The organism is Syntrophales bacterium (assembly GCA_030018935.1).
Classification (GTDB): Bacteria; Desulfobacterota; Syntrophia; order Syntrophales; family CG2-30-49-12; genus CG2-30-49-12.
On record JASEGZ010000010.1, the window covers coordinates 1 to 13572 of the forward strand.

The 13572-nt window shown below is 49.6% G+C and carries 13 protein-coding genes; 8 read left to right on the forward strand and 5 right to left on the reverse strand.

The genetic code is table 11. The features are described 5' to 3' along the window. Positions 1 to 95: 95 nt before the first annotated feature. Complete coding sequence (gene mqnE / locus QMD03_03400; GenBank protein ID MDI6776276.1) at positions 96 to 1970, reverse strand: aminofutalosine synthase MqnE; 1875 nt, start codon at positions 1968 to 1970, stop codon at positions 96 to 98. Positions 1971 to 2067: 97 nt separating this feature from the next. Here mqnE and QMD03_03405 point away from each other — a divergent pair, with 97 nt between their 5' ends. The 4 genes from QMD03_03405 to QMD03_03420 are packed head-to-tail and all read left to right on the forward strand — an operon-like array spanning position 2068 to position 6531. Further along, positions 2068 to 2997 (forward strand): UbiA-like polyprenyltransferase, encoded by a 930-nt coding sequence (locus tag QMD03_03405; GenBank protein MDI6776277.1) that lies wholly within the window; start codon positions 2068 to 2070, stop codon positions 2995 to 2997. Beyond that, complete coding sequence (locus tag QMD03_03410; GenBank protein MDI6776278.1) at positions 2994 to 3599, forward strand: flavin prenyltransferase UbiX; 606 nt, start codon at positions 2994 to 2996, stop codon at positions 3597 to 3599. Before QMD03_03405 ends, QMD03_03410 begins: the two co-directional genes overlap by 4 nt. After that, positions 3592 to 5484, forward strand: coding sequence for a menaquinone biosynthesis decarboxylase (locus QMD03_03415; GenBank protein MDI6776279.1), 1893 nt, complete (start codon positions 3592 to 3594; stop codon positions 5482 to 5484). Before QMD03_03410 ends, QMD03_03415 begins: the two co-directional genes overlap by 8 nt. Positions 5485 to 5511: 27 nt before the next feature. Continuing rightward, positions 5512 to 6531 carry a deoxyhypusine synthase gene (locus tag QMD03_03420; protein ID MDI6776280.1) on the forward strand — a complete coding sequence of 340 codons (1020 nt, stop codon included), beginning with the start codon at positions 5512 to 5514 and terminating at the stop codon, positions 6529 to 6531. A gap of 114 nt (positions 6532 to 6645) precedes the next feature. On the opposite strand, the gene QMD03_03425 is transcribed toward QMD03_03420, so the two are convergent. Both QMD03_03425 and tsaA read right to left on the reverse strand, forming a co-directional pair. After that, positions 6646 to 6966 carry a hypothetical protein gene (locus QMD03_03425; GenBank protein MDI6776281.1) on the reverse strand — a complete coding sequence of 107 codons (321 nt, stop codon included), beginning with the start codon at positions 6964 to 6966 and terminating at the stop codon, positions 6646 to 6648. Next, positions 6963 to 7448 (reverse strand): tRNA (N6-threonylcarbamoyladenosine(37)-N6)-methyltransferase TrmO, encoded by a 486-nt coding sequence (gene tsaA / locus QMD03_03430; GenBank protein ID MDI6776282.1) that lies wholly within the window; start codon positions 7446 to 7448, stop codon positions 6963 to 6965. The genes QMD03_03425 and tsaA overlap by 4 nt, the downstream gene beginning before the upstream one ends. Positions 7449 to 7746: 298 nt before the next feature. Between tsaA and QMD03_03435 the strand changes: the two genes are divergently transcribed. The 4 genes from QMD03_03435 (at position 7747) to nrfD (ending at position 11872) form a co-directional block, all read left to right on the forward strand. Continuing rightward, positions 7747 to 8202, forward strand: coding sequence for an NAD(P)H-dependent oxidoreductase (locus QMD03_03435; GenBank protein ID MDI6776283.1), 456 nt, complete (start codon positions 7747 to 7749; stop codon positions 8200 to 8202). Between the two features lie 150 nt (positions 8203 to 8352). Then, the gene (locus QMD03_03440) at positions 8353 to 9735 is read left to right on the forward strand and encodes a sigma 54-interacting transcriptional regulator (GenBank protein MDI6776284.1); all 1383 of its coding nucleotides are present in this window, start codon (positions 8353 to 8355) and stop codon (positions 9733 to 9735) included. A gap of 32 nt (positions 9736 to 9767) precedes the next feature. Continuing rightward, positions 9768 to 10622, forward strand: a complete 855-nt coding sequence (locus tag QMD03_03445) for a 4Fe-4S dicluster domain-containing protein (GenBank protein MDI6776285.1) — start codon at positions 9768 to 9770, stop codon at positions 10620 to 10622. 23 nt (positions 10623 to 10645) lie between these two features. Continuing rightward, on the forward strand, positions 10646 to 11872 hold the full coding sequence (gene nrfD, locus QMD03_03450) for a polysulfide reductase NrfD (GenBank protein MDI6776286.1): 1227 nt from the start codon (positions 10646 to 10648) through the stop codon (positions 11870 to 11872). Positions 11873 to 12103: 231 nt separating this feature from the next. Here the strand turns inward: nrfD and QMD03_03455 are convergent, their stop codons facing one another. Together QMD03_03455 and mqnC are read right to left on the reverse strand one after the other, a co-directional pair. After that, the gene (locus tag QMD03_03455; protein MDI6776287.1) at positions 12104 to 12316 is read right to left on the reverse strand and encodes a hypothetical protein; all 213 of its coding nucleotides are present in this window, start codon (positions 12314 to 12316) and stop codon (positions 12104 to 12106) included. 38 nt (positions 12317 to 12354) lie between these two features. After that, positions 12355 to 13476 carry a cyclic dehypoxanthinyl futalosine synthase gene (mqnC, locus tag QMD03_03460; protein MDI6776288.1) on the reverse strand — a complete coding sequence of 374 codons (1122 nt, stop codon included), beginning with the start codon at positions 13474 to 13476 and terminating at the stop codon, positions 12355 to 12357. Positions 13477 to 13572: the final 96 nt, after the last annotated feature.

The window sequence follows — 13572 nt, forward strand, 5'->3', positions numbered from 1 at the left end:
GACACTTATCTATACAGAATAGCTAAACTATTTTTTGGCAACTGTTAAAGATCAGCTAAAGTTTTTTAATTTCCAACTTTAGGCACTTCCAACTTTTAACTTTTCCCTGCCTCTTCAACCTCTTCCAGCAACTTCCGAAAGACTGATATGGCCTTCATCTCACGCTCTCCAAGGCGGTAAATAAATCCTTCAAGGTATTCTTTAGTCTCTGGGGGAGACAGGCCGATCCTTTTTCCATGCAGGCAACCGATAGAATCGAGTTCATCCTCTGCCCTCTCGAGGGATTTTTGCAGCGCCTGTTGCAGTTCCAGCTTTTTAGCGGCCGGTAGAGATTTTTTCTGCGCCCACACGGCAAAGACAAAGGGGAGTTTTTGCCAATCGTGCCATTCCCTGGCAAGGTCGTACACGAGTTCAAACCCGGGAAGACCGTATTTTTTACGTTTTAATGCCTCATCACCGATGAGCAGCACCGCGGCAAACGCATGGTAATCATTGACCCCGAGATGCATGCGTATGAAGTTCGCTCTCAACCCGTATTTTTTCTCGAGGAGGACATGGAGCAGTTTTACCGACGTCGCCGTTTCGTCCGTGATGCCGATGTTTTTCTCCGCGAGGCCGGCCCAGTCTTCCCTCGCAAAGAGCATGATACTCTTAATCTGATCACGTCCGGCAATGCAGCAGCTCATCGTCTCAAGACTGTCTTCCTGGGCGAGATAATCCATCAGCGAGAAGGGGGCGGCATCAATCTGTCCCTTCCTCGACAAGGCTCCCATCTGCCGCGGTGTAACCGGTAAAATTTTGAATTCTCCCTTCTCAAAATATTCGTAGAAGGGGACGGAATTAAGGTAGGGAATCTTCCCGATGACATCTTCGGCATAGATGTTCAGTGGGTTATAATAGGCATCGCGTTCCACCGGTATCTTTCGGGCATCTTTGATGATCCTGATGATCCGCTCTTTTGCCAGCGCTGTCGGGCTTGTTGCCCCGGCATCGTGTGCGATTCTCTCCCCTCCCACGGTTCCATCCATGTCATCAGCCCCGAAGTTCAGGGCCACGGAGGCGATCTCCTCCGTCAGCATGACCCAGTACGCCTTGATATGGGGAAAGTTATCCAGCATCAGGCGTGAAACGGCGATTGTTTTTAAGTCGTCAATGGCGGAGGAGAAACCGCTTTGGGGTCTAATCCCCGTACTGCCGGCCTGGAAGGCAAGGGGGATAAACGCAAAAAAACCGCCCGTTTCATCCTGTGCCTCCCGGAGCTTGATCATGTGAATCAGCCGTTCTTCGTATGTCTCGAGATGGCCGTAAAGGAGCGTTGCATTCGTGGGGATGCCAAGCCGGTGTGCGGTTTTGTGCACCTCGAGCCAGGTCTCCGCGCCGATCTTCTGAGGAAAGAGTAGTTTGCGGATACGTTCCGAAAAGACCTCCGCCCCACCCCCCGGCATTGTGTCCAGTCCTGCCTCCTTCAACTGGAGAAGGATCTCTGCGAGGGGAAGTTTGAATTTCCTGCGGAAGAAATCGGCTTCCACGGCGGTGAAGGCCTTGATGTTGATGTTCGAGAAGTTCTTCCTGATCGCGGAGATCATCTGGAGGTAGTGCTGCCACTCCCAATCCGGGTGGAGGGCGCCGGTGATGTGTACTTCTTGGACATGGGGTGTCAGCCTGCCCAGGATATCCTCGATGGTCATCTCGTAAGCGCCGGGCCTGCCCCGCTTGGCGGCAAAGGCGCAAAACCTGCAGGAGAGTACACAGATGTTTGTTGGTTCGATCTTCTGGTTGAGGGCGAAGTAGGCGGCGTCTCCACTCTTCTGTTGCTGAGCGGCATGCGCCATCTTACCGAGGGAGATGATGTCGCCTGTACGGAACATCACCAGACCGTCTTGCAGGGAAAGTCTCTCGCCCTTCTGAAACTTCTCCCATGCGGGAATGAGTTGTTGGTCACGAAAATTGATGTCCATCTTCCGCCGCATTTTATCCTTCTCTAAAATATTGTCAATAAGCAATCCCTGAGTGATGCCGTCTTGTTATTTCTTAATTTTTGTGTTAAAAAATCCAGCAGGCAGAGAAATGGGACTCATAACAGAGGAGGAGATGATAAGAAAAGCCCTGTTTGCAGAAGAGATTTTCAGATGGTATTCCAGGGTTGTCACCTACGGGCGGATGATTAAATTTTCCCATACCGTCTTTGCCCTGCCCTTTGCTCTCGCTGCTCTCCTTCTGGCGCACAGAGAGCATCCTATTACCTCCCGTCTCGTCTTTTTGGTTATTGTGGCGATGGTAGGAGCCAGATCCGCCGCCATGGGGTTCAACCGTTTTGCCGATGCAAAGGACGATGCGGAAAATCCGCGGACCGCGGAAAGGGAGATTCCCGCCGGCCGTATTTCTCTCCGGGAAACGGCGATCTTCATCACAGGTTCAAGTATCCTTTTTATCCTTGCGGCAGCGGCCATCTCTGAAATCTGCTTCTGGTTTTCCTTCCCCGTTTTGCTTGCCCTCTTCGGTTATTCCTACACGAAGAGGTTTACCTGGTTATCACACATTGTCCTGGGATTGGTCCAGGGGTTGGTACCCATAGCGGTCTGGGTTGCCGTAACGGGAACATTTTCTGCCAAGATATTGGCCCTGTCCCTGACCCTTTGCACCTACATCGCCGGGTTCGATATTCTCTACGCCTGCCAGGATATGGAGTTTGACCGCCGGCAGAGGCTCTACTCCATGCCGGCAAGGTTCGGCCTGGCGAGAGCCATGCGTTTTTCCTCGCTCCTCCATTTGATCGCCTTCCTGTCACTTTTATCTCTCTGGCGGATCTTTGCCCTCAGCCCCTATTATCTCACCTTTGTCTCTGTCATCGGTATTCTTCTGATCGTAGAGCACAGACTTGTCAAACCGGATGATCTCTCAAGAGTCAACATCGCCTTTTATCACGTAAACAGCGTCATTTCTCTCCTCTTATTTGCCGCTTTGCTGACCGAGGAGATGGTGGGGAGGATGTTTTGAAAAAACGGATTATTGTGGGGACAACCGGCGCTTCCGGTACCGTTTATGCGGTGAGGCTTCTCGAGATCCTGCTGACGATGCCTCTTGAGATCCATCTCATCGTATCCGCCATGGGTTGGGATATCATGCGTTATGAGCAGGACTGGCATGATGAAACTCTGGATGACTTCATCGCCCGGAAACTGAGACCCAAAACAGCGGCAGGCGATTTAATCCTGCACCCCATCGGCGATATGTTCGCCCCACCAGCCAGTGGTTCCTTTCAGTCCTCCGGGATGGTGGTCGTTCCCTGTTCCATGAGGACTCTTTCTACTATTGCCGCAGGCCACGCCGGCAATCTGATCGAAAGGGCCGCCGACGTTACCCTGAAGGAGAGGCGTCCCCTCGTCCTGGTTCCCAGGGAGACCCCGGTAAGCCTGATCCATCTGCGAAATATGGTCGCGGCAACGGAGGCCGGCGCCGTGATCATGCCGGCGAGTCCTCCCTTTTATCACCGGCCGCAAGGAATCGCCGATCTGGTGAACTTTATGGTGGGGAGGATACTCGATCACCTTCATCTGGAACACCACCTGATCCCGAGGTGGGGGGAGAGACATGCCTGAGAAGAAGAATTACAGGAATCTGACTGACTTCGTTCGGGTCCTCGAAGCGGAGGGAGAACTGGTGAGGATCAAGGCCCCCGTCTCTTCTTTCCTTGAGATCACCGAGATAACGGACAGGGTCTCCAAGGGCCCATCCGGCGGCAAGGCGTTGCTCTTTGAGCAAGTGGACGGTTCTTCCTTTCCCGTGATTACCAATGCCTTTGGCAGTGCAAAGAGGATTGCCCTCGCCTTGGGGGTGAGGAATCTGGACGATCTGGAGAGAAGGGTAAAGGAGATACTGGAACAGGCCCCGCCGAAGACCTTGAGGGAGAAACTCCAGTTCCTGACCAGGGTCCTGAGCTGGGGGTGGTACCTCCCCAAGGTTGTCAGGATGGCCCATCCCCCCTGTCAGGAGGTTGTTTTGAGGGGTGATCAGGTTGGCCTGAGCAAATTGCCGGTCCTCCATTGCTGGCCCGGTGACGGCGGTCCTTTTATCACCCTACCCGTTGTATTCACTAAAAGTCTCACCACCGGAAAGAGAAATGCCGGTATGTACCGTCTTCAGGTCTTTGATAAGAATACTACGGGGATGCACTGGCATATCCACAAGGACGGTTCGCATTATTTTAATGAGTACCGCAGAGCCGGTAAAAGGATGGAAGTGGCGGTAGCCATCGGCACAGATCCCGCCGTTACCTATGCGGCAACCGCTCCCCTGCCCCGTGGTATTGACGAGATGATCCTGGCCGGATTCATCCGGGGCAAACCGGTGGAGATGGTAAAGGGGATCACCGTGGATATGGAGGTTCCTGCGGAGGCGGAGATTGTCCTCGAAGGTTACATCGTCCCGGAGGAGAGGAGACTGGAAGGACCATTCGGTGATCACACGGGGTACTACTCCCTCCAGGATGATTATCCTGTCTTTCATGTAACCGCCATAACCCACCGGAAAAATGCCGTTTACAGCGCCACGGTCGTTGGCCGGCCCCCGATGGAAGACTGCTATCTGGCAAAGGCAACAGAAAGGCTCTTTCTTCCCCTGCTGCAGGCCACCATGCCGGAAATCGCGGATTATGTCATGCCCTGGGAAGGTGTTTTTCACAATATTACCATTGTTGCCCTTGATAAGGAATATCCCGGCCATCCGAGGAAGGCGATCCACGGCCTTTGGGGAGCCGGCCAGATGAGTTTCTGTAAGATGATCGTCGTGGTGGATGGCGCTGCCGACCTTCGCGATCTCAAGGGGCTTTTTACAAAGATTCTCGATACAGTTGACTTAAAGAGCGATCTTGTCATCACCGAGGGGATACTGGACGTTCTCGATCACGCGGCGCCTAATCCCCTCTTTGGAGGAAAGATAGGGATTGACGCCACGGAGAGGATCAGGGGAGAGGTTCCCAGGGAGACCGGAAGTCTGCATCGTGATGGTGTGGAATTGCCGGCGGCAGGGGAAATCCTCAGAGAACTCAAGGCGCTGGATGAAGGCTTTCTCTCCTGCCGGATGCCGTTTACCTCTGTAGTGCATCCACTTATCCTTTTACAGGTGGATAAGGGGCTTGGGAAAAGGGGGCGCTTTTTTACGAAATTGCTTTTCCTTGCGAAGACAATACCACCGCAAAGTATCGCTGTCCTTTACGATGCAGATATTGATCTCTCTGATAATTCTCTCCTGTTATGGAAAGGATTCAATAATGTGGATCCCCTGAGGGATATTGTCGTCAGGGGTAACCAGGCGGTTATTGATGCCACGCGAAAGGGACGGGAGGATGGTCATCCACGGCCCTGGCCGGATGATGTTGTGATGAGTCAGGAGGTCAAGGAAAGGGTTACGACAAGGAGAGAGGAACTGGGGATCTCCCATCTCCTTACTTTAGTTATCCTTCTAATCAGCTTTCAGCTTTTTTAACTTTTAACCTTGAAGGTGTAAGGTGTTATGGAAAAGAAGGATTACTTGAAGACACCGGTTGAGCACATTGATATAACATCCATCAATGCTGTGGATATCATTCGGGCCATGAGGGGGATGTCCTTCACGGCAAGGGATCTTGCCGTGGCCTCGGACATATACGACAGAATGCTTATGGACCCGGATTGTGCCATCATACTGACTGTAGCCGGCAGTACAAGCGCCGCTGGTTGCATGCAGATCTATTCTGATCTCGTAAAGTACAATATGGTGGATGTGATCGTTGCCACCGGCGCTACGATTGTAGATACGGATTTTTTCGAGGCCCTCGGATTCAGACATTACCAGGGTACCCCCTTTGTGGATGACAGGCTATTGAGAAGATTATATATAGACAGGATCTACGATACCTTCATTGATGAAGAAGAACTCCAGGTTTGTGACAGAACGATCAGTGCAATCGCCGATGCCCTGCCCCCCCGACCCTATTCTTCCCGGGAGTTTATCCAAGAGATGGGGCGATACCTGACGGTCCACGCGAGAAAGAAGGATTCCCTCGTTCAGGTGGCCTACGAACATGATGTGCCGATCTTCTGTCCCGCCTTTTCCGACAGCAGCGCCGGTTTTGGTCTTGTCCTGCATCAGTATCAGCACCCTGAAGAACATTGCTCCATTGATTCCGTGAAGGATTTTAGAGAGTTAACCATGATCAAGATAGGGGCTGAAACGACGGGACTCCTCGTTATCGGGGGAGGAGTCCCGAAAAATTTTGCCCAGGATACGGTGATCTGTGCCGAGATATTAGGCAAGCAGGTCCCCCCGCATAAGTATGCCGTGCAGATCACCGTTGCCGATGTGAGGGACGGAGCATGCTCCAGTTCTACGCTGAGGGAAGCGACCTCGTGGGGGAAGGTGGATATGGCCTGTGAACAGATGGTTTATGCCGAGGCAACCTCCGCCTTACCCTTGCTGGCAAGTTACGCCTACCACAGGGGAAATTGGAAAATTAGGAAGAAATGGCGATGCGCAAAGATATTTGAAGCTTGATCGGTGCTTGCCCTTGCAAAAAAGATAAGCGTTCAGCGGCAAGAGATTTTCCCCTGTAGCGGCGCAGGTTTTGAGAGGCCATCAACCAGAGGTTTATGTGCCTGGCCATATTCTTCATTTCTTTATCACCTTGAGGGTATAGACCTTCTCAGAGAGAACACCCGGCGTAACAACCACATCGCAATCGGAGTGGAAACAGAACCCTCCCGGCAAGTCGCTCCGGCGGGCATATATCCCTTCGGCCAGGTTCCTCGAAGTACAACACTGGGCAATGATTGGAATGGCCGGTCCCCCCAGAGTCCCCAGCAGCGCCATCCGCATTTGCGTATCTCTCGAGTTTTGGTAATTCGTGGCAATGTGATCGTTATAGAGATAGACGCCCAGAAGAACGATCATCACGAAAATAATTCTTAAAAAGTATTTCTCTTTTATCAATGCCTGCAACTCCTCTCCGGGGAGTTAATTCTTTTACCCTCAAGCCAGCCAACCTTTACCTTCTCCCTCTGATCAAATTGAGGGACATAGGGCTTGATATCGAGAAGAGGGGTGCCATCCAGGGCGTCTATTTCTGCGATCCGCAATATATTCTTTCTCCTTGAAAGGAGCTTTACCACAGATAATCCAATGGGATTGGGCCTTCCGGGATGCCGGGTGGCAAAAAGGCCCCGGAGACTATCATCCAGAAACGGTTTTACTTTAAGAGAGTAGCTGTCAGATTTATGGAAGAGATACAGGAGGATAATATGGGAAAAGCCATCAAGATCGGCAAGGCCCTCCTCAAACTCCTCAAAGACCTCTACCTCACCCACCTCATGGGATCTATACCCCTGGTAAGGTGTCTCCTCCAGTGGCGACATTTCCCCCCCTCCCGTGTACCATTGCCGCATTACAGTTAGGGGGCAGACAAGACCCCTCATATTTTCCCACTCCTGTGATGTGATAAGATAAAACAAAAATAACGCCAAAAAGGTGTATATCTTGAACATTTTGTATTTCAACTACTTGAATACGTCTGGAAGAAAAGTGAGCCGGAGTAAGTTGCATCTTAGCGACTCTGGAAGAGGGTTATAGTTGCATAAATGCAACTCTTTTCAGATTATACTTAACCATCGAGTTCTTAACAGATTTTAACTTTTTTTCAAAGGTCTTATTTTTGTTTGATTTGACAGTCCAACTTTTATAGTATTTGTTTACACGTAGGAGACGATGGGAGACATGTCCAGAATATTAATTATCTATCACTCACAGACGGGGAATACAGAAAAGATGGCCTTAGCCGTTGCAGAAGGGAGCCGCGGCATTGAAAATACCGAAGTTATGATAAAAAAAGCGCAAGACGCCACCCTCGATGATCTTTTAGAGGCGGACGGTCTGGCGATTGGTACACCGGAGAACTTTGGCTATATGTCAGGCATGGTCAAGGATTTTTTTGACAGGACTTTTTACCTCGCCCAGGATAAGGTCTTGAGAAAACCCTACGTGGTCTTTATCAGCGCTGGTAATGACGGTACTGGTGCCCTGAGGAGTATCGAACGGATTGCCCAGGGCTATAAGTTCAAAAAGGTCTATGACCCTGTGATTTCTACAGGCGCCTTGACCGAAGATACCCTGGAGAAATGTCGCAACATGGGAGGGGTTCTTGCCGCCGGCTGTCAGATGGGAATTTACTGAGCGCATTGAACACCAATGCGAGCAGCACAGAGGAACTCGATGTGGAGATTATGAATTATAACCCTTGTGGCTGACTTCATCAATGCGGCGAAGGGGCGTATGACGCCTCAAACCAAATAGGGAAGGCTGTGAACGTTTGATAAATGGGCTATGAGAAGAGACGAGCCGACAACCTTTTTCAATATCATCCTCGATAGCATAGCTGATGGCGTCTTCACAATCAATGACGAGGAAGAGATCACCTCCTTCAATCGGGCAGCACAAGAGATCACAGGTTTTAGCAGGGAAGAGGCCGTTGGGCAGCATTGTTTCGATATATTCAGAACCAATATCTGCCAGACAAACTGTGCCCTCAGGCAGACTGTACGGACAGGCAAACCTATTATCAACATGCCCGTGAACATCCTCAGGAAAAACGGGAAAGAGGCGCCGGTCAGTATCAGCACGGCTGTGCTCAGGGACGAACAAGAAAAGGTGATCGGGGCGGTGGAAACCTTCAGAGACCTCTCGGTGGTAGAGGAATTGAGGAAGGAGTTATCCAAGCGATACGCCCTCGAAGACATCATAGGTAAGAATCACCAAATTCAGGATATCTTTCACATCCTTCCAGATATTGCCGAAAGCGACGCTACCGTTCTTATCCAGGGGCCGAGCGGTTCCGGTAAAGAGCTTTTCGCCAGGGCTATCCATAACCTGAGCCACCGAAAGAATCACCCTTATGTCAAGGTGCATTGCGGAGCCCTCCCCGATACCCTTCTCGAGTCCGAACTTTTTGGCTATGTTAAAGGGGCATTTACCGATGCGAAGAAAGATAAACCGGGCCGATTTGCCTTGGCAGAGGGAGGCACCATTCTTCTCGACGAGGTAGGGGATATGTCCCACGCCCTCCAGGTAAAGCTCCTTCGGATCTTACAGGAGAAAGAGTATGAACCACTCGGAGGGGTAACCTCTATTAAGGCCGATGTACGGATCGTGGCAGCTACTAATAAGAACCTACCCGATCTGGTACGGACCGAGGGCTTTCGGGAGGACCTCTTCTATCGTCTTAATGTAGTCAAGATCGTTTGCCATAGCGGGCCTTCCAGGGAAGATCGAGCCGTGCGAAGGCTTGAGACGTTAGATGGCTCTCTGCCGGAAATGGCGCCCGAAGTGATAGATATCGGTGTCTTAAAAAAGAAATATATGCCGGCTCGGTTTCCTCATCTTGCCCATGTCAAGAAGTTATCTGAGATTTCGAATAGAAACAGGTTAGCCAACTATTTCCATGCCGATAAAGCCACTATCTGTGCGGGGTGTCACCATTACACTCCAATTGAACCTAAAAGCCCTCCTCCACTCTGTAGAGACTGCCATAACGTCTCCTTTGACCTCCAGGATTTGAAAAAACCGAGACTTGTTGCAGCGTATCATCTCCAGTGTATAAACTGTCACAAGAGGATGAAACTAAAACCTTTAAAATGCACTGATTGTCATGCCAAGAGGCTTGTGGATAAATCGTTATCTCAGAAAAACCGGACTATTGAAGTGAGGTAGTTCGTATTGTTAACACGATAAGGAGAAGTGCGATGGACAGGAGGGAATTCCTGAAGACGATAGGAATAGGGATAGGAGGGGTTGCCTGTGGAGATATTCTGACACCTTCTATTGTCAAGGCCCAAAATGCTTTTGAGGTCAACGAATTCTTCGGTGTTCTTGTTGATACAACCCGATGTATTGGCTGCATGCGGTGCGAGATGGCGTGCGCCGAGGCGCATAACTTGCCCCTGCCTGATATCTCCAATGATTCTGTATTTGAAAAGAAACGGAATACGACAGAGACCCGGTGGACCGTTGTCAACCGCTATGAAACTGAGAAGGGAAAGATTTTTGTAAAACAGCAGTGCATGCACTGCAATCAGCCTGCCTGTGTTGCGGCATGCCTTGTAAAGGCCATGAAAAAGAGAAAGGAAGCTCATGTCACCTGGGATACAAATTGTATAGGTTGCAGGTTATGTATGGTCTCTTGTCCTTTTGACATGCCAAAGTTTGAATACAATAGTCCTTTTCCCAAAATTCAGAAGTGCAATCTCTGCTGGGATAGGTTCCAGGAAGGAAAACTTCCTGCCTGTGTTGAAGCGTGTCCAGTGGAAGCATTGAAATTTGGCGCGAGGAGGGACATTTTGGATGAAGCCAATAGCCGGATCTTTCAAAATCCCCATAATTATGTCCACCGCGTGTATGGTGGGCATGAAGTGGGTGGCACATCATATATCTATCTCTCAGCAGTTCCCTTTGAACAGATAGGTTTCCGGGGAGACCTTGGAACAACCCCCTATCCGGAGTTTACCACCGGTTTTCTTTACGCTGTTCCCTTCGTGTTCGTCCTTTGGCCTCTAATTTTGCTGGGAATGAACCGTGCGACAAGACGAGAGGAAGATTAATATAATTAAATGGGGATGACCAGATGAACGGAAAAACGGCAACAATAGAGAGCTTCAAAGATTTTGTGACCTTTATACGCGCTGAGTTGAAGCCAAAGGGAAGGATATTCACGATTTTCAATGTAATTTCTGCCCCTATAATCCTTCTCGGCGCAATTCTCATTGTCTATCGTCTTGCAAAGGGATTGGGCTACCCTGTCACCAACCTTTCCCAGGACTTTCCATGGGGGATATGGATAGGATTTGATGTCATGACAGGTGTTGCGTTTGCAGGGGGAGCATATGTCCTTACCTTCGTAGTCTATGTCCTTGGAGCGAAAAAGTATCATCCAATAATAAGGGCAACGGTTCTTAATGGCTTCCTTGCCTATGTCTTTTATACGGGTGCGATCTTCCTGGATTGTGGCCGTTGGTGGAACATAGTCAACCCGATAATTGGAAATAAATTCGGAGTAAACTCTGTCCTGTTTCTCGTTGCCTGGCACTTCCTGCTTTACATGTTAACAGCGCTGGTTGAATTCTCTCCAGCAATTGCAGAATGGCTTGGTTGGAAGAAGATTAGAAAAATCCTCGGCTCACTGACCCTGGGGGCAGTGATATTCGGAATCACACTCTCCACTCTCCACCAATCAGGCCTCGGGGCCTTAGTTATGATGGCAAAATGGAAGATTCATCCCCTATGGTACACCGAATTTATCCCTGTACTATTCTTTATATCCAGTATCTTTGCAGGACTTTCGATGGTAATATTCGAGGGAACGATAAGCCATAAGGTATTCAGCCAACAGATAGACGAAGAGCATCACAGATCCTATGACGATATATTAGTAGGCCTTGGGAAGATATGTGCAGTTGCCATGTTTGGTTATTTCTTCTTGAAGGTTCTCGTCTTCATCCACGGCAGGCATTGGTCGCTCATAAATACCCCTATGGGGTACTGGTATCTCTTGGAATTGATTGGATTTGTACTTATCCCCTGCTTCATCTTCGTCCAGGGTGTAAAGGATAGAAATCTCCTTTCCATCCGTGTTGCCGCCATCCTTACGATGGCCGGTATTATTATCAATAGGTTAAACTACGTTTTTATTGCGTATAAATGGTATGTACCTATGAGCGAAAGGTACTTTCCCACCTGGATCGAGATTGTCATAACGCTCGCCATCGTATTTGCAGAGATATGGGTATTCAGGTGGATTGTAAATAGGATGCCAGTCCTGAAGGAATCACCTGAATGGGCAAGAGAAGAATAGGGTGTAAGACCAAAAAATAAGAAGAGGAGATGACACAATGGAGGGCTTCACGTATGTAGACATCTTTGTGACAAAGGGCATTGAATATTTGGTTGTAATTGTTTTTCTCCTAATTATCATTCCATTCTGGATGTTCCTGAATAGATAGGTCTACCGCTGAAATTCGGGGAATGGAGGAAAAAGAAGATGACAAAGATCGCCATTATTGGGTGCAAGCGGATTCAAGATCAATTATGTGTAGCGTGCGAGAAATGCTTCAAAGTCATCAGCAGGAAGGAAGGGGAGTTTTCCAGGTATTTTGTATAAGATGCGAATCAGGGAAATAATTAGAAGGAGGACACAATGGGCAAGAAGATAATGGTCATTGATGATGAGCCTGATGTCCCCCCGGGAAATCGGAGTAAGGACCTTCGTGGAAACTTCCTCTGACCCGGAAGGTATCATGGCTCATCAGGAATGCAAACGGCCCCGCGATAGAGACTCTACGTGCTGCTGAAAGGAATTGCGGTTAAAAATGCCGTTTCGGATCTGGGAAACACCTCTATAATTTCATACAGTGTTGACCTCTGGGCAGCATCAAAGCCTGCATCGTGTATCATCTGTATGCACTCTTTTGTGTCCGTCCTGTTTATAAAATCTGCCGCCGCATGGACATTCTCTTCCAACAATGTCCCGCCGAAATCATCGGCCCCGAAATGGAGGGCGATCTGTCCCGTCTTTTTGCCTTCTGAAAACCACGAGGCCTGTATATGGGGGAAGTTGTCCAGATAGATCCTTGAAAAGGCGATTATCTGCAGGTAGCGGGTCACAGTTACCTGCTGAGTAATGGTTTTCGCAAGGGGCGTGTTCCCCGGCTTGAAACTCCAGGGGATAAAGGCGGTAAAGCCATAATACTCATCCTGCAACTGCCGGATACTTTCCAGATGACTCAGGATATCTTCATCTATCTCCAGATGCCCGTACATCATCGTGGCCGTTGATTTATAGCCGATCCTGTGCGCTTCACGCATCACCTGAAGCCAATCCGCCGATATTCCTTTCTTTTTGCTGATTTTTTCCTTTACCCTGTCGGATAAAACCTCAGCTCCACCACCGGGGATGGTCCGCATACCGGCATCCCAGAGTTTTTCTAATACCTCCGGAATCGAAAGACCGGAGATACGGCTCATGCCGATGATCTCCGGGGGTGAATAGAAGTGGGGATGGACCTCAGGAACTTCGGCAATTGTCCTTTTTACCATTTCCAGGTAGTAGTCAAAGGTGATGGCAGGATTTACCCCACCCTGCAACAGGATTGTGGTGGCTCTCCTCGCCGCCGCATCTTTGAAATGCTGAATCATCTGATCAACCGTATAGGTATAGGCGCCCTCTTCACCCGGATGACGGTGGAATGCACAGAAGACACAATTGTTCTCACAGATGTTTGTATAGTTTGGATTTGAGTCCACCACAAACGTTACCTGCGGTTCGGGATTCTTCTCGAAACGGATTTCGTTTGCCGTCTCTGCAAGGTCGAGTAAGTCCGCACGGCTGAGAAGGAGCAGACCTTCTTCCCGAGAGATCCTTTCCCTATTACGAGTTTTCACATAGATTGCCGCTAACATCTCCCCCCTCTTTCGTCAGTCATCAGTCTTACGTCATCAGTCTTACGTCATACGTCCTCGTTTTTGACTTACGACTTACGACTTATGACTTACGAC